This is a genomic window from Rhabdochromatium marinum (assembly GCF_016583795.1).
GTDB lineage: Bacteria > Pseudomonadota > Gammaproteobacteria > Chromatiales > Chromatiaceae > Rhabdochromatium > Rhabdochromatium marinum.
In genome coordinates this window covers 1-25,881 of the sequence record NZ_NRRS01000051.1, presented here as the reverse complement: position 1 = coordinate 25,881, position 25,881 = coordinate 1, and the positions used below count along the sequence as shown (strand labels likewise).

Annotated in this window: 22 protein-coding genes and 1 tRNA gene; 14 read left to right on the top strand and 9 right to left on the bottom strand. The window is 59.5% G+C overall.

Annotated features, from left to right (window positions below; translation table 11 throughout):
- Positions 1–99 precede the first annotated feature (99 nt).
- The 3 genes from CKO36_RS13475 to zwf all read right to left on the bottom strand — a co-directional run bounded on the left by CKO36_RS13475 (position 100) and on the right by zwf (position 4,186).
- Positions 100–495 (bottom strand): hypothetical protein, encoded by a 396-nt coding sequence (locus CKO36_RS13475; RefSeq protein WP_200284593.1) that lies wholly within the window; start codon positions 493–495, stop codon positions 100–102.
- Between the two features lie 488 nt (positions 496–983).
- The gene (gene pgi, locus CKO36_RS13470; protein WP_200284591.1) at positions 984–2,624 is read right to left on the bottom strand and encodes a glucose-6-phosphate isomerase; all 1,641 of its coding nucleotides are present in this window, start codon (positions 2,622–2,624) and stop codon (positions 984–986) included.
- A 47-nt stretch (positions 2,625–2,671) separates the two neighbouring features.
- Entirely contained in the window at positions 2,672–4,186 is a 1,515-nt protein-coding gene (gene zwf / locus CKO36_RS13465) for a glucose-6-phosphate dehydrogenase (protein ID WP_200284589.1), read from the bottom strand.
- Between the two features lie 240 nt (positions 4,187–4,426).
- Here zwf and glgA point away from each other — a divergent pair, with 240 nt between their 5' ends.
- Complete coding sequence (gene glgA, locus CKO36_RS13460; RefSeq protein WP_200284587.1) at positions 4,427–5,935, top strand: glycogen synthase GlgA; 1,509 nt, start codon at positions 4,427–4,429, stop codon at positions 5,933–5,935.
- 70 nt (positions 5,936–6,005) lie between these two features.
- Here glgA and panD read toward each other — a convergent pair whose 3' ends face one another.
- From panD to CKO36_RS13445, 3 genes are all read right to left on the bottom strand, one after another.
- On the bottom strand, positions 6,006–6,386 hold the full coding sequence (gene panD / locus CKO36_RS13455; RefSeq protein ID WP_200284585.1) for an aspartate 1-decarboxylase: 381 nt from the start codon (positions 6,384–6,386) through the stop codon (positions 6,006–6,008).
- A gap of 113 nt (positions 6,387–6,499) precedes the next feature.
- Positions 6,500–7,321 carry a pyruvate, water dikinase regulatory protein gene (locus tag CKO36_RS13450; protein ID WP_200284601.1) on the bottom strand — a complete coding sequence of 274 codons (822 nt, stop codon included), beginning with the start codon at positions 7,319–7,321 and terminating at the stop codon, positions 6,500–6,502.
- Positions 7,322–7,406: 85 nt separating this feature from the next.
- Positions 7,407–7,808, bottom strand: a complete 402-nt coding sequence (locus CKO36_RS13445) for a HypC/HybG/HupF family hydrogenase formation chaperone (RefSeq protein ID WP_338053481.1) — start codon at positions 7,806–7,808, stop codon at positions 7,407–7,409.
- A 161-nt stretch (positions 7,809–7,969) separates the two neighbouring features.
- On the opposite strand from CKO36_RS13445, the gene CKO36_RS13440 reads away from it, so the two are divergent.
- Genes CKO36_RS13440 through lon form a run of 3 tightly spaced genes read left to right on the top strand, consistent with a single transcriptional unit; the run spans position 7,970 to position 11,898 of the window.
- Positions 7,970–8,440, top strand: coding sequence for a flagellar basal body-associated FliL family protein (locus tag CKO36_RS13440; RefSeq protein ID WP_200284576.1), 471 nt, complete (start codon positions 7,970–7,972; stop codon positions 8,438–8,440).
- Positions 8,441–8,466: 26 nt separating this feature from the next.
- Positions 8,467–9,297 (top strand): 16S rRNA (adenine(1518)-N(6)/adenine(1519)-N(6))-dimethyltransferase RsmA, encoded by an 831-nt coding sequence (rsmA, locus tag CKO36_RS13435; protein ID WP_200284574.1) that lies wholly within the window; start codon positions 8,467–8,469, stop codon positions 9,295–9,297.
- A gap of 45 nt (positions 9,298–9,342) precedes the next feature.
- Complete coding sequence (lon, locus tag CKO36_RS13430) at positions 9,343–11,898, top strand: endopeptidase La (RefSeq protein WP_420826330.1); 2,556 nt, start codon at positions 9,343–9,345, stop codon at positions 11,896–11,898.
- A gap of 58 nt (positions 11,899–11,956) precedes the next feature.
- Here the strand turns inward: lon and rfbD are convergent, their stop codons facing one another.
- Together rfbD and CKO36_RS13420 are read right to left on the bottom strand one after the other, a co-directional pair.
- A complete protein-coding gene (gene rfbD / locus CKO36_RS13425) occupies positions 11,957–12,859 on the bottom strand; it encodes a dTDP-4-dehydrorhamnose reductase (RefSeq protein WP_200284572.1) in 903 nt (300 codons plus the stop codon).
- Between the two features lie 84 nt (positions 12,860–12,943).
- Positions 12,944–13,909 (bottom strand): protein phosphatase 2C domain-containing protein, encoded by a 966-nt coding sequence (locus tag CKO36_RS13420; protein WP_200284570.1) that lies wholly within the window; start codon positions 13,907–13,909, stop codon positions 12,944–12,946.
- Positions 13,910–14,153: 244 nt separating this feature from the next.
- Here CKO36_RS13420 and CKO36_RS13415 point away from each other — a divergent pair, with 244 nt between their 5' ends.
- Entirely contained in the window at positions 14,154–17,174 is a 3,021-nt protein-coding gene (locus CKO36_RS13415; protein ID WP_200284569.1) for a methyl-accepting chemotaxis protein, read from the top strand.
- A 31-nt stretch (positions 17,175–17,205) separates the two neighbouring features.
- Here the strand turns inward: CKO36_RS13415 and CKO36_RS13410 are convergent, their stop codons facing one another.
- The gene (locus CKO36_RS13410) at positions 17,206–17,484 is read right to left on the bottom strand and encodes a GGDEF domain-containing protein (protein ID WP_200284567.1); all 279 of its coding nucleotides are present in this window, start codon (positions 17,482–17,484) and stop codon (positions 17,206–17,208) included.
- Between the two features lie 380 nt (positions 17,485–17,864).
- On the opposite strand from CKO36_RS13410, the gene CKO36_RS13405 reads away from it, so the two are divergent.
- From CKO36_RS13405 to CKO36_RS13365, 9 genes are all read left to right on the top strand, one after another.
- Positions 17,865–17,941: transfer RNA gene (locus tag CKO36_RS13405), tRNA-Val, on the top strand.
- A gap of 161 nt (positions 17,942–18,102) precedes the next feature.
- Positions 18,103–20,016 (top strand): threonine--tRNA ligase, encoded by a 1,914-nt coding sequence (thrS, locus tag CKO36_RS13400; protein ID WP_200284566.1) that lies wholly within the window; start codon positions 18,103–18,105, stop codon positions 20,014–20,016.
- A gap of 103 nt (positions 20,017–20,119) precedes the next feature.
- Positions 20,120–20,656, top strand: a complete 537-nt coding sequence (infC, locus tag CKO36_RS13395; protein ID WP_476705513.1) for a translation initiation factor IF-3 — start codon at positions 20,120–20,122, stop codon at positions 20,654–20,656.
- 149 nt (positions 20,657–20,805) lie between these two features.
- On the top strand, positions 20,806–21,003 hold the full coding sequence (gene rpmI, locus CKO36_RS13390; RefSeq protein WP_200284565.1) for a 50S ribosomal protein L35: 198 nt from the start codon (positions 20,806–20,808) through the stop codon (positions 21,001–21,003).
- Between the two features lie 42 nt (positions 21,004–21,045).
- The gene (rplT, locus tag CKO36_RS13385) at positions 21,046–21,405 is read left to right on the top strand and encodes a 50S ribosomal protein L20 (RefSeq protein ID WP_200284564.1); all 360 of its coding nucleotides are present in this window, start codon (positions 21,046–21,048) and stop codon (positions 21,403–21,405) included.
- A 169-nt stretch (positions 21,406–21,574) separates the two neighbouring features.
- A complete protein-coding gene (gene pheS, locus CKO36_RS13380; protein ID WP_242469607.1) occupies positions 21,575–22,564 on the top strand; it encodes a phenylalanine--tRNA ligase subunit alpha in 990 nt (329 codons plus the stop codon).
- Positions 22,565–22,593: 29 nt separating this feature from the next.
- Positions 22,594–24,975 carry a phenylalanine--tRNA ligase subunit beta gene (gene pheT, locus CKO36_RS13375; RefSeq protein ID WP_200284562.1) on the top strand — a complete coding sequence of 794 codons (2,382 nt, stop codon included), beginning with the start codon at positions 22,594–22,596 and terminating at the stop codon, positions 24,973–24,975.
- Between the two features lie 4 nt (positions 24,976–24,979).
- Positions 24,980–25,279 (top strand): integration host factor subunit alpha, encoded by a 300-nt coding sequence (ihfA, locus tag CKO36_RS13370; protein WP_200284561.1) that lies wholly within the window; start codon positions 24,980–24,982, stop codon positions 25,277–25,279.
- Positions 25,260–25,634 (top strand): MerR family transcriptional regulator, encoded by a 375-nt coding sequence (locus CKO36_RS13365; RefSeq protein WP_200284560.1) that lies wholly within the window; start codon positions 25,260–25,262, stop codon positions 25,632–25,634. Before ihfA ends, CKO36_RS13365 begins: the two co-directional genes overlap by 20 nt.
- The last annotated feature ends 247 nt before the right edge of the window (positions 25,635–25,881 follow it).

The window sequence follows — 25,881 nt, the reverse complement described above, 5'->3', positions numbered from 1 at the left end:
CAGCGCGTGCATCAATTCGCCAAGAACATCAACCGCAACGTCTTTGAAGTAGCGGATCGCCTGTGGGTAAAGATCGCCCTCGACCCAGAGGAAGAAAAACTACGTATTCCAGGTTAGGCGCGGTTTAAGACTTTTTTCTTGGATAGTTTCGATTATTTTTGCGTTTTTTGGCAAGACCACGTGAATTCGTTGATTTTCTATCGCTGGCGAACCTACATTCATTACAGATAAATAATAAACCGTAAGATTCTCGTACTCGGTGCCTTTATAGGACACTTTGAAATGTTCCGGTTCTACATTTGCGGATTTCTCGGAAGTGGGCGAAGAAAACTTATTGAGCATTTGAGATATGCGCAGCTTTTTTCGTCGCTTTCTCTCTGAGCGTGATTTCCACCACAAAGTGACGAACACAGATAGAAGACTGGCAACTGAACTTGCGATGAAGATACCTGCACCAGAAAAGAACCAGTCTCTGTTTTCGGTTAGCCATTCCATATTTCGATTCTCAAAAACCTAACCAGTGATTATATGGTTTCTGGATAACACTAGCACGCAACGGATAAACCTGCAAGATCTCTGGATAACCTACCAGCTGCGGGATAACATGCTGATATCGTTTATTATCCATCAGCGAGTTGGCGAATGCTGCAAATTCCTGCAACGCTTGCAGCAAGGTTCGATGAGAAGCTAACGACAGCGGGGGTCAGTGCGAATCATCGACTGCATTTCTACCGGTGACTGCGGTTCTTCCTGGAATTCTGCGAGAAGTACCGATTTGATCCGAAGGCTGAGTCCAGTCTGAAAGCCTTTGATCACAAACTGGCGTCGAAAGGGCAGGAGCCTCGGTCAAGCCACTTTGACATCCACAATAGGAGTCATTGCAGGTGTTGTAAAATTGTGCATGGTCATCCTCAACCATTTGTAAGCAGTCTTGTCGATGCCATGCACAAATTTGACACATCACCTACGGAATCGCGGTTGCCTCAGCGGTTTTTCAGATAGTAGTCGAGTAAGGCGCGGGTGGAGCTGTCATGCTCAACCATCACTCGGCCCTGTTCGAGTTCCTTGAGGATGATGCTGGCGAGTTGTTTGCCGAGTTCCACGCCCCACTGGTCGAATGAATTGACCCCCCAGATAACGCCCTGACAGAAAATCTTGTGCTCGTAGAGTGCAATCAGGGCGCCCAGGGTGCGGGGACTGACTTCTTCAACAAACAGGGTATTGGTCGGGCGGTTGCCGTCGAACTGACGGTGCGGGGCCAGGCGCTCGGCCTCTTCGCGCCGCATGCCAGCGGCAAGCATGCCCTCCAGGGCTTCTTCAGCACTGCGCCCACGCATCAGGGCTTCGGTCTGGGCCAGGCAGTTGGCAATCAGCTTGAGATGATGGTCACCCAGCGGGTTGTGGCTGTGCACCGGAGCGATAAAATCACAGGGAATTAGTTCGGTGCCCTGGTGGATGAGCTGATAGAAGGCGTGCTGGCCATCGGTGCCGGGCTGGCCCCAGACAATGGGGCCGGTGGCATAGTCCACCCGCGTGCCCTCCAGGGTCACATGCTTGCCGTTGCTCTCCATGTCGCCCTGCTGAAAATAGGCCGCGAAATGCTCCAGATACTGATCATAGGGCAAGATGGCCTGGGTCTTGGCACCGGCAAAGTTGATGTACCAGACCCCGAGCAGGGCCATGATGACCGGCAGATTCTCCTCCAGCGGCGCGGTGCGGAAATGGTTGTCCATCTCATGCGCACCTTCGAGCAGTTCGACGAAGTTATCAAAGCCAATCGCCAGCGCGATCGGCAGGCCAATGGCCGACCACAGCGAATAGCGCCCACCGACCCAGTCCCAGAATCCGAACATCTGCTGGGTGTCAATGCCAAAAGCTTCAACCTTGGCGGCATTGGTGGACACAGCGACAAAGTGGTGTGCCACGGCGGATTCATCGCCGAGCAAATCAACCAGCCAGCGCCGCGCGCTCTGGGCGTTGGTCATGGTCTCCATGGTGGTGAAGGTCTTGGAGGCGATCACAAAGAGGGTGGTTTCCGGGTTGAGCGCCTTGACGGTTTCTGACAGATGGGTGCCGTCGATGTTGGAGACAAAATGCAGGCGCAGATCCTCACGCTGATAGGGCTTAAGCGCCGTGCAGACCATCTTGGGACCAAGATTGGAGCCGCCGATGCCGATGTTGACCACATCGGTGATGCGCTTGCCGGTAAAGCCGGTCCATTCGCCGCTGCGCACCTGATTGACGAAGGTTTCCATCTGCTCCAGTACCGCATTGACTCCCGGCATCACATCCTCACCGGCGACCTGAATGGGCGTGTTGGCGCGATTGCGCAGTGCGATATGCAACACCGCGCGGCCCTCGGTGCTGTTGATCGCTTCACCGGCAAACATGCGCGCGCGTTGCGCCTCCAAGCCGGCGGTGCGGGCCAGCTCGCGCAGCAGCGCCAGGGTGTCTTCGGTAACGATGTTTTTGGAGTAGTCGAGATAAATACCGGCGGCGCTGCGGGTCATGCGCGCAGCACGCTCGCTATCCTGCGCGAACAGCTCACGCATGTGTTGCAGTTGCATCTGCTGCCAGTGGTCGCTTAATGCCTGCCAGGCGGGGGTGGTGTTGATCAGTGCCATGGTATGTTTCGGAGGTCTCTTAACTGTTTAAGGGGTGAGGGAATACATCAGTGGTCCAGCCCGTTGCGCCAGTCCTGATCGTCCTTGTCGAACAGCCGGTTGGCTTCGCCTGGTCCCCAGCTGCCAGCCGGATAGGTGTGGATGAACTCGCGTTCAGTGGCCCAAAGTTTAATCACCGGATCCACCACCCGCCAGGCATGATCGACCTCATCGGAGCGCAGAAACAACGAATGATCACCGGCGATCACGTCGAGAATCAAGGCCTGATAGGCGTCAATCTGATCGCGCCCCAGGGTGCAAGTGCTGGCATCCAGACGCTCGGTCTGGGTGCGCATTTCCAGCCCCGGCTCCTTGACCTGGAGTTCGAAACGCATGCACTCATTGGGCTGAATGCTGAGTAGCAGCCAGTTGGGTTGCAACTGCTCAATGGGGGTATGTTGGAATAACTGCTGCGGTGGATGGCGAAAGCGAATCGCGATCAGCGACTGGGTTGCGGCCAGGCGCTTGCCGGTGCGCAGATAAAAGGGCACATTGCGCCAGCGCCAATTGTCGATATAGAGCTTGAGTGCCGCATAGGTCTCGGTGCTGCTGCGCGGATCAACACCCGGCTCGTCCAGGTAGCCGGGCCAGCGCTCGCCGTCTCCCGCGCCCGTCCCGGCGCGATACTGGGCGCGAAACGCCTGGGCATGCACCGCTTGGCGCGCGATCGGACGGATGGAGCGCAGCACCTTGACCTTCTCATCGCGCAGCGCCTCGGCATCCAGACTCGGCGGCGGTTCCATGGCCACCAGGGTGAGCAGTTGCAGCAGATGGCTCTGGATCATGTCGCGCAGCGCGCCGACACCGTCATAGAAACCGGCGCGCTGGCCGATGCCCCGACTTTCGGCATGAGTAATCTGCACATGATCGATATAATTGCGGTTCCACAGCGGTTCGAGCAGCAGATTGGCGAAGCGAAACACCAGTACATTCTGCACGGTATTCTTGCCGAGATAATGATCGATGCGATAGAGCTGATGCTCCTGAAAGTGGCGTCGCAACCGCCGATCCAGGATGCCCGCGCTCTCCAGGTCATAGCCAAAGGGCTTCTCGACCACCAGACGCACCCAGCCATCAGTTTCCGCAGCCAATCCCTGTGCAGCCAGTTGATCGGCCACCTCGCCGTAGAACTCGGGAGCAATGGCCAAATAAAACACCCGATTGGCTGGCAGATCGTCCTGAGCGCGCAAGCGCTCGGCCAGCCGGGTAAAGGCGGACGCCTCGCGCAGGTCGCCCTGGATAAAGTGCAGCCGTGCCAGGAGCCGCTCGGTGACATCGGTTTCGATCGGCTGTCCCGGCTTGGTGACTTGTTCGGCGAGCATCCGTCGCACCTCGCTGCGCCACTCATCATCTGACCAGTCGCGACGCCCAAAGCCAAGGATGCGCGTGGCGTCGGCCAGGTGACCGCCGCGCTCCAGCTGATAGAGCGCGGGCAATAATTTGATTTGGGAGAGATTTCCGGTTGAGCCAAAAATTACCAGGGTGCAGGGCGAGCCACCTGTGACAGCGGGCGCGAGGGTCATGAGCGTCTCCAGCGGGGCATTGACGGTCAGTCCGAGGTCGAATGTGGAGCGGTTTTTGCTTTATTGTTGCATCAGCACCGGCCGCCGGCGTACCCGACGCAACGACCGTGTCGATGTGCTACCTTGTGAGGCGTCACTATCCATTGATTCCCGAGTCTGTCAACCTTCCGGCCCTGTCTGGCGCAAGCACCGCAGGCGGCGGGCAGCCTCGATTTTAACTGTTGGGGATTGGTTCTTATTATGAGCATCCTTCGAGAACGCGCGGACGAGGCTGCAACGAGCTTTGATGTGCTCTTTGCCAGCAGCGAAGCTCTGCCACTCATCAAGACGGGCGGACTGGCGGATGTCGCCGGGAGCCTGCCGGTGGCTCTGCGCTCCCTCGGCCACGATGCCCGGCTGATTCTGCCCGCCTATCCGCGCGCACTGAAACAGGTGCGCGAACTGCGGACCGCCTGCGAACTGCGCCTTCCTGGTGCATTGAGTCCGGTACGCCTGCTCAGCGGCTTCATGCCGGATCGGGATCTGCCGGTCTATCTGGTCGATGCCCCTGAGCATTTCTGTCGCGAGGGCAATCCGTACACCGATGTCAGCGGACGGGACTGGGGCGACAATGCCGAGCGGTTCCTGCTGTTCAGCTGGGCGGTGGCCACGGTGGCCATGGGGGTGCCGGCGCTCAACTGGCGCCCGCAACTGCTGCATTGCAACGACTGGCAAACCGCTCTGGCGCCAGCCCTGATGCGCGATCGCGAAGAGCGCCCGGCCACGGTGTTCACCATTCATAACTTAGCCTATCAAGGGCTGTTCGACCGCGCCACCTTCGACCGACTGAAACTGCCGCCGGCGCTCTGGTCCGTAGCGGGACTCGAATTCCATCAGCGCCTGTCCTTCATCAAGGGCGGCATCATCTTCGCTGATCGGGTCAATACCGTCAGTCCCACCTATGCCGATGAAGTGCGCACCAGCCAGCACGGCTGCGGGCTCGACGGTCTGCTGCGCCAGATCGGCGGGCGCTTCCAGGGCATTCTCAATGGCATTGACTATCACACCTGGAATCCGGCCACTGATCCAGCGCTGACCCAACCCTATGACACTGAACGCCTGCACCTGAAGGCCGGCAACAAGCTGGAACTGCAACGCTTGTTCGATCTGCCGCGCAACGAGCATACCTTTGTGCTGGGGTACATCGGCCGCCTGGTGGAGCAAAAAGGCGTGGATCTGATTGTCGAAATGCTGCCGTGGTTACTGGAAGACCCGCGAGTGCAGGTGGTGATGCAAGGCTCGGGGGAAGCCAATCTGGAACTGATGCTCAAGCGGGTGGCCGAAGCTCATCCGGATCGGGTCGGCACCTATGTAGGCTATGACGAGGGGCGCGCCCATCTGATTGAGGCCGGCTGTGATGCCTTCCTGATGCCGTCGCGCTTTGAGCCCTGCGGGCTGAACCAAATGTACAGCCTGCGCTATGGCTGCGTGCCCATTGTGCGCCGCACCGGCGGACTGGCCGATACCGTGAGCGACGGCGACCGGGGGCCGGCGACCGGGTTTCTGTTTGAGGAACCGAGCGCCGAGGCCCTGTGCCACAAGGTACGCGAAGCGGTCGATCTTTGGCACAACAACCAAGACGCTTGGCGCGCGCGCATGCGCGCCGGCATGGAGCAGGATATTAGCTGGGAAGCCAGCGCGCGCCAGTACCAGCACTATTATGCCGACGCACTGGAAGCCCGGCAGAATCTGGAGCGCGCCCTGGCCTGAAACCTGATCTAGCCCTAGGGGGGGCGCCCTTGGCTCTGAGCGTGGCTTGGTGCTGAGAGCGCCGTTACGATCAAGCCGCCTGCGCGGTAATCTTATGGCCGGTGCCCGTCACCTCGTTGCGCGCGTTGCAATAGACCAGCTTGGGCTGATGCATGCGCGCCTCGACTTCGGTCAGGGCGATATAGGTGCAGATAATCAGGCGATCATCCGGAGCGGCCTTGTGAGCAGCGGCACCATTGACGGAAATAATGCGTGAGCCCGGCTCAGCCGGAATGGCATAGGTGCTAAAGCGCTCCCCATTGGCCAGGTTATAGATGTGCAGCTGTTCAAACTCCAGAATCCCGCCGAGCTCCATGAGCTTGGCATCAATCGCGCAGGAGCCTTCGTATTCCAGCTCCGCATGGGTCACGCGGGCGCGGTGTAGTTTGCTTTTCAGCATGGTCAGTTGCATGAGGTGAGTCTCCAAAAACAGGGGCGGTCGCCCATCAGTCGGCACCGCGAATAGCGCTATTTTCGCCGCCCGCCGGCGGGGTTGGCAAGCTAAGTTATGCCGGGACTCAGGACTCAATCACCATTGTCGGGCGCGTTTTTCATCTGGCGCAGAATCTGGGCGGCGATTTCCTCAATGGACTGACTGGTGGTATTCATCACCGGAATGCGCAAGCGTTTGAACATCTCCGTGGCCGCGCGCAACTCCTGCTGACAGCGACGCACGGAGGCATAATCGCTACCGGGGCGACGCTCCTCGCGGATGCGCTGCAAACGCTGCACATCAATGGTCAAGCCAAACAGCTTCGAGCGCATCTCGCGCACTTCCTCCGGCAGATCGCCACGTTCGAGATCCGGTTCGGTGATGGGATAATTGGCCGCGCGCAGCCCATAATGCATGGCCAAATACAGGCAGGTTGGGGTCTTGCCGGAGCGCGACACGCCGGTGAGCACAACATCGGCGTGGCGAAAACTGCTCGGTCGCACTCCGTCATCGTTATTCATGGCGAAATTGATCGCCTCAATACGCTTGGTGTAGTAACTCGGCTTGGTAATGGCGTGACTGCGCCCTGACTCGCGACTGGGAACCAAGCCGAGTTCAGCCCCGAGAGGCGCAACAAAGTGCTCAAACACCTCGATATAAAAGCAATGTCCGCCGCGCAGGATCGCACCGATGCGCTCATCGAGCATGGTCGCCACGCAAATCGGACGCGCACCATCGCGCTCACTGGCTTCCTGCATGCGTATCGTTAACGCATGAGCACGCGCCTCGGTATTGATATAGGGCATGTAGACTTCTTCAAACTCCACCCCATCAAACTGTGACAGCAGGCTTTGCCCCAGAGTCTCAGCAGTGATGCCGGTGCTTTCGGAAGCGAAAAACACCGTACGCTTCAGTGGCTGACTCGGCGTCTGACTCGATGCCTGGGTCGGTGTCTGAACTGGAGCCTGCCCCGAAGTCTGCTCCGAAACTGGGCCTGATTCATTCGTCTCGTTCAATCGAAGTCTCCGATGAGTTGATCACAGGCGCCGGCGCACCCGCATCCATCGCCGCAAGCATTTCATCATAGAGCGCCCAGGCCGTCGCCGCATCTTCTGCGCTGACGCGCTCAATGGCACGGCCGAGATGCACTACAAGATAATCCCCCACCGCGAGTTCCTCATGCATCAGCATCAGCAGATTCGCTTCACGCTCAACGCCCTTCGCCTCACAACGCGCGACCAGGCCATTGAGCTCTTTGATTTGCATCGGAATACCGAGACACACGCCAGCACGCTCCTGTTGTTGTACATAAGGCAGCCCTCGAACCAGCCGTCGTTGCATTGAGCCATCAAATCTCATGCAATGGTTCTCATGCAGGGATTGCTGCAACGATTCAATCACAAATCCCGCTGTTTTGAAATAATAGGCTGCCCACTGAGAGGCCGTCTGGAAGTTGAAGCGCTGGCTGCCGTTTTGAGCTTGAACGCCCAGCCTGCTAAGCTATTGATCCAGACACAAGACTGCTCCAGGCACAAGACCACTTCCACCACGAACCTTGCACCATGATTCACGGATTCACCCACCGCCTTCCGTCTCGACTCAACCGCCGCTCCGGCAGCGGCAAGCGATCCCTGAGCATGCTCCCTGCCCTGCTGTTGGCACTGCTGCTGCCACTGGCACAGCTCCAGGCCCAGCCGCTCAGGATGATGAATAACTATCCTGGCTATGTCGCCATGGGCCCCTACCTGATCGTCAACCTCGCCGACCCCAGTGTGCCCAGGTTCCTGCGCGTGGAGATCGACTTCTACGTCCTCACCGCCGATGATAACAGTATCATTCAGCAGTACGACCCCGCCGTGCGGGATAAGCTGATCAGTCTTTATGGCGGTCGCGACATGGATGTGCTGCAAACCCCCGAGGGCCGCGAGGAACTGCGCAAGGAAACCCTGGAAGTGCTGCGCGAACTGCTGACCGGCTACGCCGACAAACCCGCCATTGAGGATCTCTATTTCACCGCCTTTATCATGCAGTAAAGGCCCGACTAGCTCCCCGCATCACCTTGAACAGACCACCGGAGCCGACTGTCTCAGGACATCCCCCAGAACACCGGGCGCGCAAGCGCTTCGGCCAGAACTTTCTGCACGATCCTGGCGTCATCCAGCGCATCCTCGCCGCCATCAATCCACAACCCAAGGATGCGCTGGTTGAAATTGGCCCCGGCCAGGGCGCCCTCACCCGCAGGCTGCTCAGCGCCAGCGGCCAACTCGACGCCATTGAGCTGGATCGCGATCTGATCGAACCGCTGCGCCAGCACTGCGCCGCGCTGGGCGCTCTGCGTCTGCATCAGGCCGACGCACTCAGCTTTGACTTCCACGCTCTGCACCAGGGCCGCGCCCTGCGTATCATCGGCAACCTGCCCTATAACATCTCAACCCCACTGTTATTTCACCTGCTTAGCCAGGCCGCAGTTATCCAGGATCTGCACCTGATGCTGCAAAAAGAGGTGGTCGAGCGCATCGTCGCCGCTCCCGGCAGTAAGGTTTACGGGCGCTTATCGGTCATGGTGCAAAGCCGGTGCGAGGCCACCCGCCTGTTTCTCATCGGCCCGGGTGCCTTCAAGCCGGCGCCCAGTGTTGACTCGGCCCTGCTGCGGCTGCGCATCCCGGCCTGTGCACCGGTTAAGCTGTTGGATCCCGCGCAGCATGCCACACTGGTGGCAGCGGCCTTCGCGCAACGACGCAAGACGCTGCGCAACAGCCTGCGTCAGTGGATCACGCCACCCGTGTTCGAGCAAGCTGGCATCGACCCCGGCGCGCGCGCCGAGACGCTCAGCGTTGGCGATTTTGCCCGTCTGGCCAACCAAGCTTGCAATCTCGGGACTCAACCCTGAAATTGGCACGCTTACCTGCAACCAGCCTCAAGCTAGAGAGATTGTATGCATCATCAGGACAGCGGCGACGGCGAACCGACCCCGATCTCCCCCCCGGAAGAAGACACCGAGCACTCCACGGACGAGTCCTCTGAAGCGGAACCGCTCTTATCCGAAGCCCATTCGACCCCCATGGAAGACATGGAAGACATTGATGGCGCCGATTCGGGCGATGACATCGACAGCGGCGATGAGATCGAAGACGGCAGCAGCAGCGGTGGCAAGCTGGCGCGCACGCGCGATGTGATGCCGGGGCGGATTCCGCTGCTGCCAGTCGCTTCACGACCGTTTTTTCCCGGTCAAGCCGTCCCGCTGTTGATGGATGCCAGTCATTGGGGACGCACCATTGAAGCGGTCGCCAACTCGGATCACAAGATTCTCGGTATCGTGCTGGTCAACAGCGAAACCTCGGAAACCGCCAAGGTCGAGAACTTTCGCGAGATTGGCACTGCCGCGCGCGTCCACCGCGCCGCCGAATCTGAAGGCAAGCTGCAAGTGCTGGTCGAGTGCCTGCAACGCTTCCGTATCAATCGTTTCACCCGCCGCCGTGCGCCCTTCACCGCTCAGGTCGATTATCTGCCCGAGCCGGCCTCCACGCCGGAGGATGAGATCAAGGCCTATGCCATGGCCATCATCAACACCATCAAGGAGCTGCTGCCGCTCAATCCGCTCTATGTCGAAGAGCTGCGCATGTTTCTTGATCGCTTCGGGCCGGATGATCCCTCGCACCTGGCCGACTTCGCCGCCAGCCTGACCACCTCGACCAAAATCCAGCTCCAGGAAGTGCTGGAAGCCGTGCCGCTGATGAAGCGCATGGAAAAGGTGCTGGTGCTACTGAACAAGGAGCTGGAACTCGCCCATGCCCAGCAGACCATCCGCCAGTCGGTCGAGGAGCGGATGCAGAAAACTCAGCGCGAGTTCTTTCTGCGCGAACAGCTCAAGGCAATTCAGAAAGAACTCGGCATCGCCAAAGATGATCGCACCGCTGAGGTGGATCGCTTTAAGGATCGGCTGAAAAAACTCACGCTCACCGAAGAAGCCCAGAAGCGGGTCGATGAGGAAATGGACAAGCTGGCGATTCTCGAAACCGGCTCGCCCGAGTACTCGGTCACGCGCAACTATCTCGACTGGATCACCCTGCTGCCCTGGGGCAAACACTCCAAGGACAAGCTCAATCTCAAACGCGCGCGCCGGGTACTGAATCGCGATCACTACGGTCTGGAGGATGTCAAGGATCGCATTCTCGAATTCCTCGCCGTCGGCATCATGAAAGGCGAGATCGCCGGCTCCATCATCCTGCTGGTCGGCCCGCCTGGCGTGGGCAAAACTTCCATCGGCCACTCAATCGCCGATGCCCTGGGGCGGCGCTTCTATCGCTTCTCAGTCGGCGGCATCCGCGACGAAGCCGAGATCAAGGGCCATCGGCGCACCTACATCGGCGCCATGCCGGGCAAGTTCCTGCAAGCCATGAAGGACGCCGGTACCGCCAATCCGGTCATCATGCTTGATGAGATCGACAAAATCGGTGCCTCCTACCACGGCGACCCGGCCTCGGCGCTGCTCGAAGTGCTGGATCCAGAACAGAACAACGATTTTCTCGATCACTACCTGGATCTGCGTTTTGATCTGTCGAAGGTGCTCTTTGTCTGCACCGCCAATCAGACCGATAGCATTCCTGGCCCGCTGCTTGATCGCATGGAAGTGATTCAACTGTCCGGCTATATCGCCAGCGAAAAGCTCGCCATCGCGCGTAAATATTTGCTGCCGCGTCAGATCACTAAAGCCGGACTGGAGAAAAGTGACATCAAGCTCGACAGTCGTACTCTGCGCGCGCTGATCGAAGGCTATGCGCGCGATGCTGGGGTACGCCGGCTCGAAAAGCAGCTCGGCAAGATCGTGCGCAAGTGCACTGTCAAGCTACTGGAGGAAACGCCCAAACCGATTACCGTGACCACGGCGGATTTGAAAGACTATCTCGGCAGTCCGGTGTTTCGCGACGAGCGCAAGCTCAGCGGCCCCGGTGTGGTCACTGGTCTGGCCTGGACCGCCATGGGTGGTGCCACCCTATCCATTGAGGCGCAGCACACCCACAGCTTCACCCGTGGCTTCAAGCTCACCGGCCAGCTCGGCGATGTGATGAAAGAATCGGCCGATATTGCCTACGGCTATGTAGTCAGCCGCGCCAAGGATTTCGGCATTGACCCGGACTTCTTTGAAAAGGCCTTTATCCATCTGCACGTCCCCGCTGGCGCCACCCCCAAAGACGGCCCCTCGGCCGGGGTGACCATCGCCACCGCGCTGATCTCGCTAGCCCGCGAGCAGTCGGTCAAGCGCATCGCCATGACCGGCGAGATCACCCTGACCGGCGAGGTGTTTCCAGTCGGCGGCATTCGCGAAAAGCTTATCGCCGCACGCCGCGCTGGCATCAAGGAGATTCTGCTACCCGAAGACAACCGGGGAGAATACGACGAAGTCCCCGAGCATGTGCGCAACGGGCTGCGGATTCATTTCATCAGCCACTTCACCGAGGTGCCGCAGCTGGTGTTTCGCCACTCGCGTTAACGCACGCGAATCGACCGTTAAGGGAATTCTGACTCAGTCCAGGCTGTCCAGGGTCAGCCTAGTGTTGTAAATCCGCCAGGCAAAGTGTCAGCGCCTGACGCCAGTCGGGCAGCGCCAGGCCGAAGGTGGTGTGGAATTTATGGGTATCGAGCACCGAGTAGGCCGGACGCGGCGCTGGCGCTGGATACTCGGAAGTTGGGATCGGCAATACCTTACATTGCAAACAACTGGCCTCGCGAATCGCCTCGGCAAAGCCAAACCAGGAGGTCGCGCCACCACTGGTGACATGATAGAGCCCATGATGATCGCGCAGCGAGAGATCCCCGCGAAAGGCGCGATACAGAATCTGTGCCGTCACCTCGGCCAGCATGCGGCTCCAAGTCGGAGTGCCAATCTGATCATCAACCACCCGCAACTCAGAGCGTTCGCGAAACAGCCGTAACATGGTCAGCAGAAAATTGCTGCCACGCACACCATAAACCCAGGCGGTGCGCAGAACCAGCGCCGTGGCACCGGAATCAAGCAACGCCTTCTCCCCTTCCCGCTTGCTCTGACCATAGACACTGCGCGGCTCAGCCGGATCATCCTCGCGATACGGCCGGTCGGTCTCACCGGAGAACACGAAATCGGTCGAATAATGCACCACCGGAATCCCGGCCTCGGCGGCTAGATGGCCAATCAGCCCCAGGGCATCGCCATTGATGGCCATCGCCAGTTCCGGCTCGTTCTCGGCGCGATCCACGGCCGTATAAGCGGCGGCATTGATCACTGCATCCGGCCCGGTTTCGGCAAACAGGCGCCGCACCGACGCGGCATCGGCCAAATCGACCGCTGGGCCATGGCGGCCCTCAAGCGAAGCGGCGATCACCTGCCCGACCGGAGCCAGGGTGCGACAAAGTTCCCAACCGACCTGACCGTCGGAACCGAGCAGAAGTAGGCGTGGAGTATCGGGTGTAGCCATAAAAATCCTGAATCAATCCCCTAAGTGAATGCAAAACTATACCGTTTTTGGCCCCGGCTGGCAGCCCGCTCTCGATCTTCACGGTCACGAGTGCCCCATGCCGCGCAGCGACATGCCTATAGCAATGCCGATCACCACCAGCAGCACCGCCAGTCCCAAGCCGATGATCATCTGCCCCCAAGGCGGGGTCTGGCGTGACGCTGATCCAGCAGGCGATGGCGAGGGAGCGGCGGTCAACCCGGCCGCTGCATGCCTTGGAACAGACGCCTCGGCGGCCACAATGGCCAGTGTGGCATTGTCCTGAGTGGATTTGGCCACCGCCTTCACGCGGGTCATGATGGCCTCGGCGGCTTGTTGCGCCGGCTGACGAATGTATTGACACAAGTCGTCATCCTCCAGACGCCCATGGATGCCGTCACTGCATAACAGCAGGCGATCACCGGGCTGGAGTGGCCTCGGATCGGTACCGGCATCAATGCGCGGAATTCGCTCCAGACCGATAAAGCTGATCAGTGCGGCGCGGTCCGGATTCTTATCCGCGTCGCACTGCTGAAGCACACCGGCGACGACCCGGGCTTGCAGAATCGCCGCATAATTGTGTTCCTGGCTTAAGCGCACCAGGCCAGCAGTCGCTGCCCGATACCCGTAGAGACGACTGTCACCGACCGATACCCAGTGAATGCCGCTGTCATGTGCCACGACCGCAACCAGCGTGGTCCCAACCTGGCCCGCACCATCGGACGTCACGGCCAATTCATAGACAGCGGTGTTGGCGGTCTGAAGCGCACGTTCGAGGGCGGCAGGAATAGGTTCTTCGGGAGGTTTCGCGGCATAGGTTTCGCGCAACAGATTGGCAGCGATTTGCGCCGCCGCCCGACCTTGATGCAAACCGCCCATGCCATCGGTCAGCACGGCCAGCACGCCGCCATGGGCGCGAAACTGCGGATCATCAAGGCCGTGAAAACCAAAGGCGTCCTGCTGTTCACCCCGAGCACCAATCCACTGAGCATTGCTGGGTGTCAGAACCGTCTCAACACACAAAGTCTTCACCCGCTTGAATGCGGTTCAGTACAGCCACCCCATCCATTTGCGCGACCTCCACATCACTATCGATCCGCTCCATGAGCCGAATAAGGATTACTTTAACCAAAATACTGAGCCAATTCCTGACAGGCCCTCATTCGGCTGACGCCCCATCAGCTACAATCCCTTAAGTGAGGCACTGAATTGGATGCTCCGCCTCGCGCGTACCGGATCGCCCGCCTTTCCCCACGCCATCGGAGCTTGCACGCCCATGACTCAGACTGCTCCTCGACGTTTGACGCTGCGTTACCGATTAATCCTCTCTTTTCTGCTGGTGGGCATTCTGCCAGCGACCGTGGTCATTGTGATCGCGACCTGGAATGCGACTCGGGCGCTGGAGCAAGGCGCCTTCAATCGCCTGGAGGCGATTCGCGGCATCAAGCTGGCCCAGGTGGAGCGCTATTTCGACGAACGCAAAGGCGATATGGGCGTGCTGGTTGACCTGATTGGCACCCTGCGCAGCGAAGCCTTCAACCGCTTAACTGCCGCGCGTGAAGTCAAGGGGGCGGCCGTGGAGCGCTACCTAACCGATGTGCTGAATCAGTCGCGCACCTTTGCCTCCGACGGCATGATTGTGGAGGCGATGCAACGCTTCACAACGGCATACGCCGCGCAGGATCAGGCGCTGGCGGCCAATCCGGGCGCAGTGCAGCGGTTGCGCAGCACGCTGGCGAACTACTATCGGGGCGACTTCGGACAGCGCTATGCACAACTCAATGGCACACCGCCGGACTGGCAAGCCCTGCTCGATCCTTTACCAGCCGCCGCCGTGGCCTTGCAAAGCCTCTACATCGGCGAGAATTCCCATCCCCTCGGCGAAAAGCACCGCCTGGATGATCCCGGTGACGGTTCGGCCTACAGCGCTTTGCACCGACGCTATCATCCCTGGATTCGCTCCTATCTTGAGGCCTTCGGCTACTACGACATCTTCCTGGTCAACAGCGGCAGTGGCGAAATCGTCTATTCGGTGTTTAAGGAGCTGGACTATGCCACCTCACTGATAACGGGTCCCTATGCTAAGACCAACTTTGCCGATGCCTTCCGCCGCGCCGACGCCGCTCCGCCGGGCGAGGTGGTCCTGGTCGATTTCGCGCGCTACACCCCGTCCTACGAGGCGCCGGCCGGCTTTGTCGCCACACCCATTTTCAACGGTAATCAACGACTCGGGGTGGCCATTTTCCAATTTCCGATTGACCGGCTCAACGCCATCATGGGAGAACGCGCTGGCCTGGGCAAAACCGGCGAAACCTATCTGGTTGGAGCGGACAGACTCATGCGCTCCGATGCCTTTCTTGATGCGGACCAGCGCAGCGTTGAGGCCTCCTTCCGCGATCCAGAGACTGGTCGGATCGACACAAAAGCTACACGCGAGGCGTTCAACGGCACCCGCGACACCCGTGTCATTCAGGGCTATGCCGACCATCCGGTGTTATCGGCCTATGCGCCGCTGGAGGTCGCCGGACTGCATTGGGCCATTCTCGCTGAGATCGATGTCGCCGAAGCCTTCAGCCCGCAACTGGCCGGAGAGGATTTCTATCGCAAATATATCGATCATTATGGCTACTACGACCTGCTGTTGATCAACCCGGATGGCTATGTGTTCTACTCGGTGGCAAAAGAACCGGATTACGCCACCAACCTGACCGACGGCCCCTATGCCGATAGCAACCTCGGTCAGTTGTTCGACCAAGTCCTGCGCAGCGGTGACTACGGCTTTGCCGACTATGCGCCTTACGCCCCCAGCAATGACCAGCCAGCAGCCTTTATCGCCCAACCGGTCAAGTATGACGGCCAGACCGAGCTGGTGGTGGCGCTGCAACTGCCGCTGGAACCAATTAACCGCATCATGGCCATTCGTGATGGCATGGGTGAGACTGGCGAGTCCTATTTGGTCGGCCCTGATCAGCGCATGCGCTCCGACTCCTTTCTCGACCCCAACAACCGCAGCGTGACAGCCTCGTTCGCGGGAACGGTGCAGACCAATGGGGTTGATACCCAGGCCACCCAGCAGGCGCTGGCCGGTCAAAGCGGAACCGAGGTGATCCGTGACTATCGCGGCAACTCAGTCCTCTCGACCTATGCACCGTTGGAGTTGAAGGGAACGCGCTGGGCGCTGGTGGCAGAGATCGACGAGGACGAGGCCATGGCGGCGGTCAATCGCCTGATCGCTGTGACGGCCCTGGTGCTGAGCGCGGCCTTGCTGGGAATCGTGGTGTTCTCCCTACGGGTCACTCAGCGTATTACCCACCCCTTGGGTGGTGAGCCCGAGGAGATGCAGGAGATCAGCGAATGCATCGCCAATGGCGATCTGTCTCGTACCCTAGATGATCCGGAGCGGCACACCGGCGTTTATGCCGCCATGGGGCGCATGACGCTACGGTTGCGCGACATGGTCGAGCACATTCGCCAAACCAGTCAGGATCTGGCCGCAGCGGCTGAAGAAACCGCCACTGTCACCGAGCAGACCAGCCAGAGTGTCGATACCGAGCAGAATCGCATTGATGAGCTAGCCACGGCGGTGAATGAAATGGCCGCCACGGTCGAAGAGGTGGCACGGAATGCCGCCGGTGCGGCCGAAGCCGCGCGCGAGGCCGATGATGCCAACCATCAGGGCAGCGAGGTGGTGCAGCGCAGTATTGCCGCCATTGAAGAGCTGGCCGATCATGTGCGCCAGGCTGCGAAAGTCATGGCAGACGTGGAATCGAGCAGCGTTGAAATCGGCTCGGTGCTGGAAGTGATTCACTCGATTGCCGAGCAGACCAACCTGCTGGCGCTTAATGCCGCGATTGAAGCCGCTCGCGCCGGTGAACAGGGTCGCGGCTTTGCAGTCGTCGCCGATGAGGTGCGCACCCTGGCCGCCCGCACCAGCAACTCCACAGCGAATATCGAGCAGATCATTCGTCAGTTGCAGGCATCAACGCGACGCGTTGTCGCCACCATGCACAGCGGCAGCCAAATATCCACCAAAGCAGTGGAACACGCCGGCGAAGCTGGCAATGCGTTGACCAACATCAGCACCGCAACCTCGCGCATCAGCGAGATGAACCTGCAAACTGCCAGTGCCGCCGAAGAACAATCCGCCGTCGCCGAGGAAATCAACCGCAACATCACCAGCATCAGTGACGAGACCCATCAGATGGCCCTCGGAGCCCGCAAAACCACCGAAGCCAGCGGCCATCTGGCCCAGATGGCTGCGCAACTGAGCGAACTGGTGGCCTTTTTTAAGACCTGATCGGCAACGAATTGCTTGGCTTACAGCCTCTTCATGCCGAGGGTGTCGGATCGCATCGAAGATTAGAGCGCTGTGCCAGGCTTGCGCGGCAAACGCGGTTGCGTCCGCCAGCTTTGGCAAAATACAGCGCTCGATCAGCGAGTTTAATGAGTTCATCCAGGTACTGGTACTTGGGTTCAAAAGCCACCAGGCCGAAAGAGGCGGTGACTCTGAACTGTTTCCCCTCACCTATGGACACAGCGGACTGAGCGAGCCGCACACGGATACGCTCAAGCACCTCCTCAGCATTATCAATGCTCGTATTCGGCAACAGGATGCAGCCCTTTTAAGGTGGCGAAATGTGTCCGCTTGCAATCCCCTGATTTTGCTTCAAAGTGCTTGCGCAAGATCGCTGGGTTCAAGGATTTTATGATCATGCTATCTTGTAACCGATTGATCTTAAATGTTTTTTTATACACCTTAAAAGGGTTGGCTCAAAACGGCTACTAACATGATGGCATATCCGATCATCACCAATTTGGCGATTGTCAGCCATTTAGTGATAAACGTCCTAAGAAACCAGCCAGGGGCCTGGCCGGCATCAGGGCCGTGCGCAATGGTGTGACCGTGGCCAACATGAGCTGAGAGGAACGCCGGTTAAAAACTATTGACGTGCAGCGAAGAGCGTTTATAATGCTGCGCTTTAACGCTAGGCGCGTAGCTCAGTTGGTTAGAGCACCACCTTGACATGGTGGGGGTCGGTGGTTCGAGTCCACTCGTGCCTACCAATACATCTCAAGCCGTCAGCCGATCTTTTTTCGCTGCACCGGCAGTTGTCGCATCCCTTGGGTTGTCACCACTGCAAGGCTCGCAGGTCAAGGCGCTGGCGGCTTTTTTGTTCATGTGGCCCTGCGTATCGGTCACCACTGTCAGTTTATTAGGATTCTCCATGCCCCTAATCAGGCTCCCCGATGGCTCCGAACGGCACTTCGATCAGCCGTTGAGCCTCCACTCCATTGCTGAAGACATTGGTCCCGGTCTGGCCAAGGCTGCACTGGCCGGGCGCGTCAATGGCCGCGAGGTGGACCTAAATTTTGTCGTCAGCGAGGACGCCGAGGTCGCGATCATCACCCGCCGCGACGAAGATGCGCTCGAACTGCTGCGCCACGACGCTGCGCATGTGATGGCGCAAGCGGTGCAGGAACTGTATCCCGGCACCCAGGTCACTATCGGCCCGGCAATCGAGAACGGCTTCTATTACGACTTTGACCGCGCGCAACCCTTCACGCCCGAAGATCTCGGCGCTATTGAGCAACGCATGAAGGAGATCGTCAAGCGCGATCTGCCGATTCAGCGCGAGGTGCTCGAGCGCGAGGAGGCCAAGCGCGTCTTCGGTGAACTGGGTGAGACCTATAAAGTCGAGATTATCGACGACATCATCCCGGCGGGTGAGGAAGTTTCCATCTATCGCCAGGGCGATTGGTTCGATGTCTGTCGCGGGCCGCATTTGCCCAGCACCGGCAAGCTCGGCGACGGCTTCAAGCTGACCAAGGTAGCCGGAGCCTATTGGCGCGGCGACTCACGCAACCCGATGTTGCAACGCATCTATGGCACCGCCTGGCGCGATAAAAAGGAACTCAAAGCCTACCTGCATCGCCTGGAAGAAGCCGAGAAGCGCGACCACCGCAAGCTCGGACGCCAACTGGACCTGTTCCACTTTCAGGATGAAGCTCCGGGCATGGCTTTCTGGCACCACAAGGGCCGCACCGTCTATCGGTTGGTTGAGCAGTACATGCGTGAGAAGCTCGACGAATACGGCTACGAGGAAGTCGAAACGCCACAGGTACTGGATCGCTCGCTGTGGGAACGCTCCGGGCACTGGGAGAAGTTTGCCGACGATATGTTCACCACCCAGCTTGATGAGCGCGACTATGCCATCAAGCCGATGAACTGCCCCGGCCATATCCAGCTGTACAATCAGGGACTGCGCAGCTACCGCGACTTGCCGCTGAAACTAGCCGAGTTTGGCGTGGTGCATCGCAGCGAGCCCTCGGGCACCCTGCACGGGCTGATGCGCGCACGCCGTTTCACCCAGGACGACGCCCATGTGTTCTGCACCGAGGATCAACTCCAGACTGAGGTCGCCACGCTCATCGACATGGTGTTCGAGACCTATCGCGACTTTGGCTTCGACCAGATCGAGCTGGCGCTATCCCTGCGACCTGAAAAGCGCGTCGGCTCCGATGAGCTGTGGGACAAGGGCGAGGCGGCGCTGGACCGATCCTTGCGCGACAAGGGGCTGGAATTCCGCGTGCAGCCCGGCGAAGGCGCCTTTTATGGGCCGAAGATCGAGTTCACCCTGCGCGACAGCATCGGGCGTACTTGGCAGTGCGGCACCATTCAGGTGGATTTTTCCATGCCCGGGCGACTCGGCGCTCACTACATCGCCGAGGACAACAGCAAGCAGACCCCAGTGATGATCCATCGCGCCATTCTCGGCTCCATGGAGCGCTTCATCGGCATTCTGATCGAGCATTACGCCGGCGCCTTGCCCGTTTGGCTCGCGCCCGTGCAGGCGGTGATCATGAATATCACCGATCGTCAGGCCGAGGCTGTGACCGCAGCGGCGAAGACCTTGCATGACAAAGGCTTTCGTGTCATCACGGACTTGAGAAACGAGAAGATCGGCTTTAAAATCCGCGAGCACACGCTCCAGAAGATACCCTACCTGCTGGTCGTCGGTGATCGCGAGGTGGAAAGCGGCGGATGTGCCGTGCGTGATCGCAATGGCCAGGATCTCGGCAGCCTGTCGATCGACGCCTTTGCAGAGCAGCTCGCCAGCGAGGTTCACGAACGGCGATGAGCGTTTGCTCCCGGTTGATCGGCTGTAACCCCGATGCCCGCTGCATTCTGTGATCACGCCAGGTATCTTTTGACAATGGCGTATTTTTTGTGTATGGCTAACGATTGAGGAGGAGTCTGCTATCGCTGCGCCAAAACGTAACCGCGTCAATGAAGAAATCACCGTCCCCCAAGTGCGACTTATCGGTGCGGATGGAGACCAGGTCGGTGTTGTCGACCTAAAAGTCGCGCTTGAAAAAGCCAATGAGGAAAATCTCGATCTGGTCGAGATCGTCCCCAACGCTGAACCGCCGGTCTGTCGCTTGATGGATTTTGGCCGCTTCCTGTTCGATCAGAAAAAGAAAAAGTCTGAAGCCAAGAAGAAACAAAAACAGGTTCAGGTCAAGGAAATGAAGTTCCGCCCCGGCACGGACGAGGGCGATTACAAAGTCAAGCTCAAGAATCTGACCCGCTTTCTGCAGGATGGCGACAAAGCCAAGGTTACCATGCGCTTTCGCGGTCGCGAACATGCCCACCGCGAGCTGGGTCTGGAGCTGCTGCGTCGGGTCGAACAAGATTTAGCCGACATGAGCGTCGTCGAGCAGCAGCCACAGATGGAAGGGCGGCAAATGGTGATGGTGCTGGGACCCAAGAAAAAATAATCCCACCCCTCCGGCCTTCGGTTCATTTCGGTTTCGTCACACAAGCGGCCCGCGGGAACGGGCTTCCGCGTCGGTTTGGCCGCATCAAAGACCTCCATGCAGCACTCAGTCGAGCGTACAGGCATGGACAGGTATTAAAGGAGAGAAAAATGCCCAAAATGAAAACCAATCGCGGCGCAGCGAAACGCTTCGCCCGCACCGCCAGCGGCGGCTTCAAACGCAACGCCTCTCATCGACGCCATATCCTGACCAAAAAGGATACCAAACGGAAGCGTCAGTTACGCGCGGCGCATCGGCTGCATACGGCCGACCAGCGTGCGGCACGACGCATGATGCCCTACTGCTAAGCCTCAGCTCAGCACCCCTGACATCACTTCCGGAGAGAAGCCATGCCTAGAGTTAAACGCGGTGTAACAGCACACGCCAGACACAAAAAAGTTCTTGACCAAGCCAAGGGTTATTACGGCGCCCGAAGCAAGGTCTATCGCGTCGCCAAGCAGGCCGTCATCAAGGCGGGACAATATGCTTACCGCGACCGGCGCCAGAAAAAACGCCAGTTTCGTGCGCTTTGGATCGCCCGTATCAATGCCGCCGCCCGCATGAATGGGCTGTCATACAGCCGCTTCATGGACGGACTGCATAAGGCCGGGATCGAGATGGACCGCAAAATGCTCGCTGACCTCGCCTATCACGACGAGCCAGCCTTTGCCGCGCTGGCTGAACAGGCCAAGAGCGCCCTCCCCGCCTAGCCTGACCACGGCCGGATCGCCTCAAGGAAGGGAAAGGCCGCCGGTCTTTCCCTTTTTCGATGGCCACCAACAAGCGACATAACCCAGATGACAGCCGCAGGGGATTGGTTTGAACTCGATCAGCGATGTCAGTGAACTCAGTGCGCAACTCGCCGATCTCGGCACCCGCCTGAATGCAGAAGCCACAGCCGCCGAGAGCCTTGCCGCGCTTGATGAAGTGCGGGTGCGCTATCTTGGCAAGAGCGGTCAAATCACCGCCCTGCTCAAGCAGCTCGGCCGTCTGCCACCGGAGGCACGCCCCAAAGCCGGGCAGACCATCAATCAGGCCAAAACCGAGGCCCAGCAGCAGCTCGAACAGCAGCGCCACCGGCTAGAGGCTGCCGCTCTGGAAGCCCGCCTGAGCGGGGAGCGTGTCGATGTCACTCTGCCCGGCTGCGGTCAGCGGCCAGGCGGACTGCATCCGGTCACCCGCACCATGAACCGCATCGGGCAACTGTTTGCCAGCGCCGGCTTTGAGACCGCCGAAGGCCCGGAAGTCGAAGACGACTACCATAACTTCGAGGCTCTCAATATTCCGGCCGAGCATCCGGCACGGGCCATGCACGATACCTTCTACTTCCCGGATGGGCGTCTGCTGCGCACCCATACCTCGCCGGTGCAGATTCGCGTCATGGAAAACCGGCAGCCGCCGTTGCGCATCATCGCACCGGGACGTGTTTACCGCTGCGATTCCGATCTGACCCACACACCGATGTTCCATCAGGTGGAAGGGTTTCTGGTCGATGAACAGGCGACCTTTGCCGACTTGAAAGGCGTACTCTATGAGTTTTTGCGCCATTTCTTCGAGCAGTCGGATCTGTCGCTGCGCTTTCGCCCGTCCTACTTTCCCTTCACCGAACCCTCGGCAGAAGTGGATGTGCAATGCGTCAAATGCGGTGGCACTGGCTGTCGCATCTGCAAGCACAGCGGCTGGCTGGAAATACTCGGTTGCGGCATGATCCATCCGGAAGTCTTCCGCCATGTCGGCATCGACACTGAGCGCTTCCAAGGCTACGCCTTTGGCATGGGCGTCGAGCGGCTGGCCATGTTGCGCTATGGCGTCGATGACCTGCGGCTGTTCTTCGACAACGATCTTCGCTTCCTGGCCCAGTTTGCCTGAGCGCCAGGCCCTTAATTAAGAGAACCATCATGCAATTGAGCGAAGCCTGGCTGCGCGAATGGGTCGATCCGCCAATCGACACCCAAACGCTCACCGATCAACTCAGCATGGCCGGGCTCGAGGTGGATGCCGTCGCGCCCGTCGCCCCGGATTTTTCCGGTGTCTTCATTGGCCAAGTGCTCAGTATCGATCCGCATCCCAACGCCGCCAAGCTGCGGCTGTGTCAGGTGGAGACCGGCACCGGCGAGCCGCTGCAAATCATCTGCGGAGCTGCCAATGTCGCCGCCCAGCAGCGCGTACCAGTGGCGGTCATCGGTGCGCGCCTGCCGGGCGACTTCAAAATTAAAAAGGCCAAGCTGCGCGGCGTCGAATCCCACGGCATGATCTGCTCGGCCGCCGAGTTGGGTCTGGCGGAAGCCTCCGAGGGCATCCTGGTACTACCGGAGGACGCGCCGCTCGGTCACGACTTCCGCACCTGGATGCAGCTCGATGACCACTCCATTGACCTGGATCTGACTCCAGATCGCGGCGACTGCCTGAGTCTGGCTGGAGTAGCGCGGGAAGTCGGCGTACTCAATCGCCTACCGCTCAGCGGCCCAAACTTTCATCCAATCGCACCCGAAAGCGAGGAACGCTGGCCGCTCAGTGTCACCGCCACTGCCGCCTGCCCCCAGTATCTATGTCGCCTGGTGCGGGATCTCGATCCCAACGCCCGCACTCCGATGTGGATGCAGGAACGTCTGCGCCGCTGTGGCCTGCGCGCCATCAGCCCGGTGGTGGATGTCACCAACTATGTGCTGTTGGAACTTGGCCAGCCGCTGCACGCCTTCGATGCCGAACGGCTCCAGGGGCCGATTCAGGTGCGCTTTGCCCATGAGGGCGAGCCATTGACCCTGCTTAATGAGGAACAGATTAAGCTGCATCCAGATGCCCTGGTGATTGCCGACGACAGTGGCGCCATTGCACTGGCCGGCATCATGGGCGGTGCCTCAACCGCTGTCACTGAGCACACGCGGCACATCCTGTTTGAAAGCGCCTTTTTTGCTCCCCTGGCCATTGCCGGGCGCGCGCGTCGCTACGGACTGCATACCGATGCCTCGCATCGCTTCGAGCGCGGCGTCGATCCCGAGTTGCAGGCGCGTGCTATTGAGCGCGCCACCGCGCTGTTGTTGGCTATCACCGGCGGCACGCCAGGCCCCCTGGTCACCGCGCGCGCCGAAGCCGAACAGCCGCAGCGTCCGCCGATTCTACTGCGCCTTGAGCGCATCCCGCGTTTGCTCGGTATTACACTGGAAGCGGCCGAAGTTGAAGATATTCTCACCCGGCTGGGCCTGACACTCACAAACACTGACGATGGCTGGCGCGTGCAGGTGCCAGGGCATCGTTTCGACCTGCGCCGCGAGGCGGATCTGATTGCCGAACTGGGGCGCATTTACGGCTATGATCGCATCCCGCCCAGCCGCGCGCAGTCATCCACGCACATGAGCGTCCCGCGCGAAGCCGATTTCGATCTCGATCAAGCGCGTGCTCAACTGATCGCACGCGGCTATTTTGAGGCCATTACCTACAGCTTCATCAGCCCCAGTCTGCACGCCTTGATTGAACCCGAGGCGCAAGCCCTGGCGCTCAGCAACCCCATCTCCACCGAGCTATCCAGCATGCGTAGCAGTCTGTGGCCGGGTCTGTTGCAAACCGCGCAGCAAAACCTGGCACGTCAGCAAACCCGCGTGCGACTGTTCGAGACCGGCCTGCGCTTTCGCATCCAACCGGGTGGCGAACTGGAGCAGGAACCCATGCTGGCAGCACTGGCTATCGGTGACCTGTTCCCGGAACAATGGGGTCACAGCGCTCAACCGGTGGATTTCTATCACCTCAAGAGCGATCTGGAAGCACTGCTGACGCTCACCGGGCGACGCCAGGAAATCAGCCTGACTCCCGCCACGCACCCGGCCCTGCATCCCGGTCAGTGCGCCCGCATCGAGCGCGCCGGCACCGAGCTGGGCTGGATCGGCATGCTGCATCCGTCGCTGGCCAAACAGCTCGACCTACCGGCAGCCAGCTATCTGTTCGAGCTGCGCCTGCATCAACTCGCTGACGGGCGCATCCCGGCCTTCAGCCCGCTGTCCAAGTTCCCCTCCATTCGCCGCGACCTAGCCCTGCTGGTTGCCAGCGACACGCCCTATGCTGCCATTGAAGCCAGCGCCTGCGCGGCGGCCGGTGATTGGCTGCGCGATCTGCTGGTGTTTGATGTCTATGCCGGGGAAAACATCGGTTCGGAGCGAAAAAGCATTGCCTTGGGATTGATTTTACAAGCAAAATCTCAGACACTGACCGACCAGGACGTGGAAGATGCTGTGGCACGCGTACTGGCCCGGCTGGAACAAGATTTGGGCGCCAAACTCAGGAGTTGAATGAATGGCACTCACCAAGGCCGACATGGCGGAATATCTGTACGAAGAACTGGGCCTCAACAAGCGCGAGGCCAAGGATGTCGTGGAGATGTTTTTTGAAGAAATTCGCAGCGCCCTGGTGCGCGGCGAACAGGTAAAATTGTCCGGTTTCGGCAATTTTGACCTGCGCGAAAAAAAGGAACGGCCCGGTCGCAATCCCAAAACCGGCGAGGAGATTCCCATCACCGCCCGGCGCGTCGTCACCTTCCGCCCCGGACAAAAACTCAAGTCACGGGTCGAAGCTTATGCGGGAACCGAACAGTAACCCCGAAGAGCTGCCGCCGATCCCCGGCAAGCGTTACTTCACTATCGGTGAGGTCAGCGAGCTCTGCGATGTCAAACCCCATGTGTTGCGCTACTGGGAGCAGGAATTTCCCCAGCTCAAGCCCGTCAAGCGCCGCGGCAACCGGCGCTATTACCAGCGCCACGACGTGCTCATGGTGCGACAGATTCGCAGTCTGCTCTACGATCATGGCTTCACCATCGGGGGGGCCCGCCAGCAGCTCTCCAGCGACACCGCTAAACAGGATGTCTCCCACAGCAGCCAGATCATCCGTCAGGTGCGCCAGGAGCTTGAAGAAGTCCTGCAAACCCTGAAGCGCCGCCCGAGTCAAAGCTGATTCGTGTAAGCAAGACCTGACCAAACCTGGTCAGCAATTCCCGCCGAAAAAATTTTCGGCGTAACAACAGCAGGTTAGCCCAGGCTCAAAAAAAGTTTTTCGTAAACTTTTGGCGCTGATTCGGTAGACTGGCCGGCATCGTTCAATGTCAGATTGCGAGGGTGGTGCTGATGAGCACGCCGTTTTGCCGCAAGCATCTCAGCATTGAGGGGCTGCTCAAAGAAGCGCATCAGGTGTTTCGTCGAAT

Coding starts and splice junctions, on each gene's coding strand:
- CKO36_RS13475 (WP_200284593.1), bottom strand. CDS start 495: ATGGAATGGCTAACCGAAAACAGAGACTGGTTCTTTTCTGGTGCAGGT.
- pgi (WP_200284591.1), bottom strand. CDS start 2,624: ATGGCACTGATCAACACCACCCCCGCCTGGCAGGCATTAAGCGACCAC.
- zwf (WP_200284589.1), bottom strand. CDS start 4,186: ATGACCCTCGCGCCCGCTGTCACAGGTGGCTCGCCCTGCACCCTGGTA.
- glgA (WP_200284587.1), top strand. CDS start 4,427: ATGAGCATCCTTCGAGAACGCGCGGACGAGGCTGCAACGAGCTTTGAT.
- panD (WP_200284585.1), bottom strand. CDS start 6,386: ATGCAACTGACCATGCTGAAAAGCAAACTACACCGCGCCCGCGTGACC.
- CKO36_RS13440 (WP_200284576.1), top strand. CDS start 7,970: ATGATTCACGGATTCACCCACCGCCTTCCGTCTCGACTCAACCGCCGC.
- lon (WP_420826330.1), top strand. CDS start 9,343: ATGCATCATCAGGACAGCGGCGACGGCGAACCGACCCCGATCTCCCCC.
- rfbD (WP_200284572.1), bottom strand. CDS start 12,859: ATGGCTACACCCGATACTCCACGCCTACTTCTGCTCGGTTCCGACGGT.
- CKO36_RS13415 (WP_200284569.1), top strand. CDS start 14,154: ATGACTCAGACTGCTCCTCGACGTTTGACGCTGCGTTACCGATTAATC.
- thrS (WP_200284566.1), top strand. CDS start 18,103: ATGCCCCTAATCAGGCTCCCCGATGGCTCCGAACGGCACTTCGATCAG.
- rpmI (WP_200284565.1), top strand. CDS start 20,806: ATGCCCAAAATGAAAACCAATCGCGGCGCAGCGAAACGCTTCGCCCGC.
- rplT (WP_200284564.1), top strand. CDS start 21,046: ATGCCTAGAGTTAAACGCGGTGTAACAGCACACGCCAGACACAAAAAA.
- pheT (WP_200284562.1), top strand. CDS start 22,594: ATGCAATTGAGCGAAGCCTGGCTGCGCGAATGGGTCGATCCGCCAATC.
- ihfA (WP_200284561.1), top strand. CDS start 24,980: ATGGCACTCACCAAGGCCGACATGGCGGAATATCTGTACGAAGAACTG.
- CKO36_RS13365 (WP_200284560.1), top strand. CDS start 25,260: ATGCGGGAACCGAACAGTAACCCCGAAGAGCTGCCGCCGATCCCCGGC.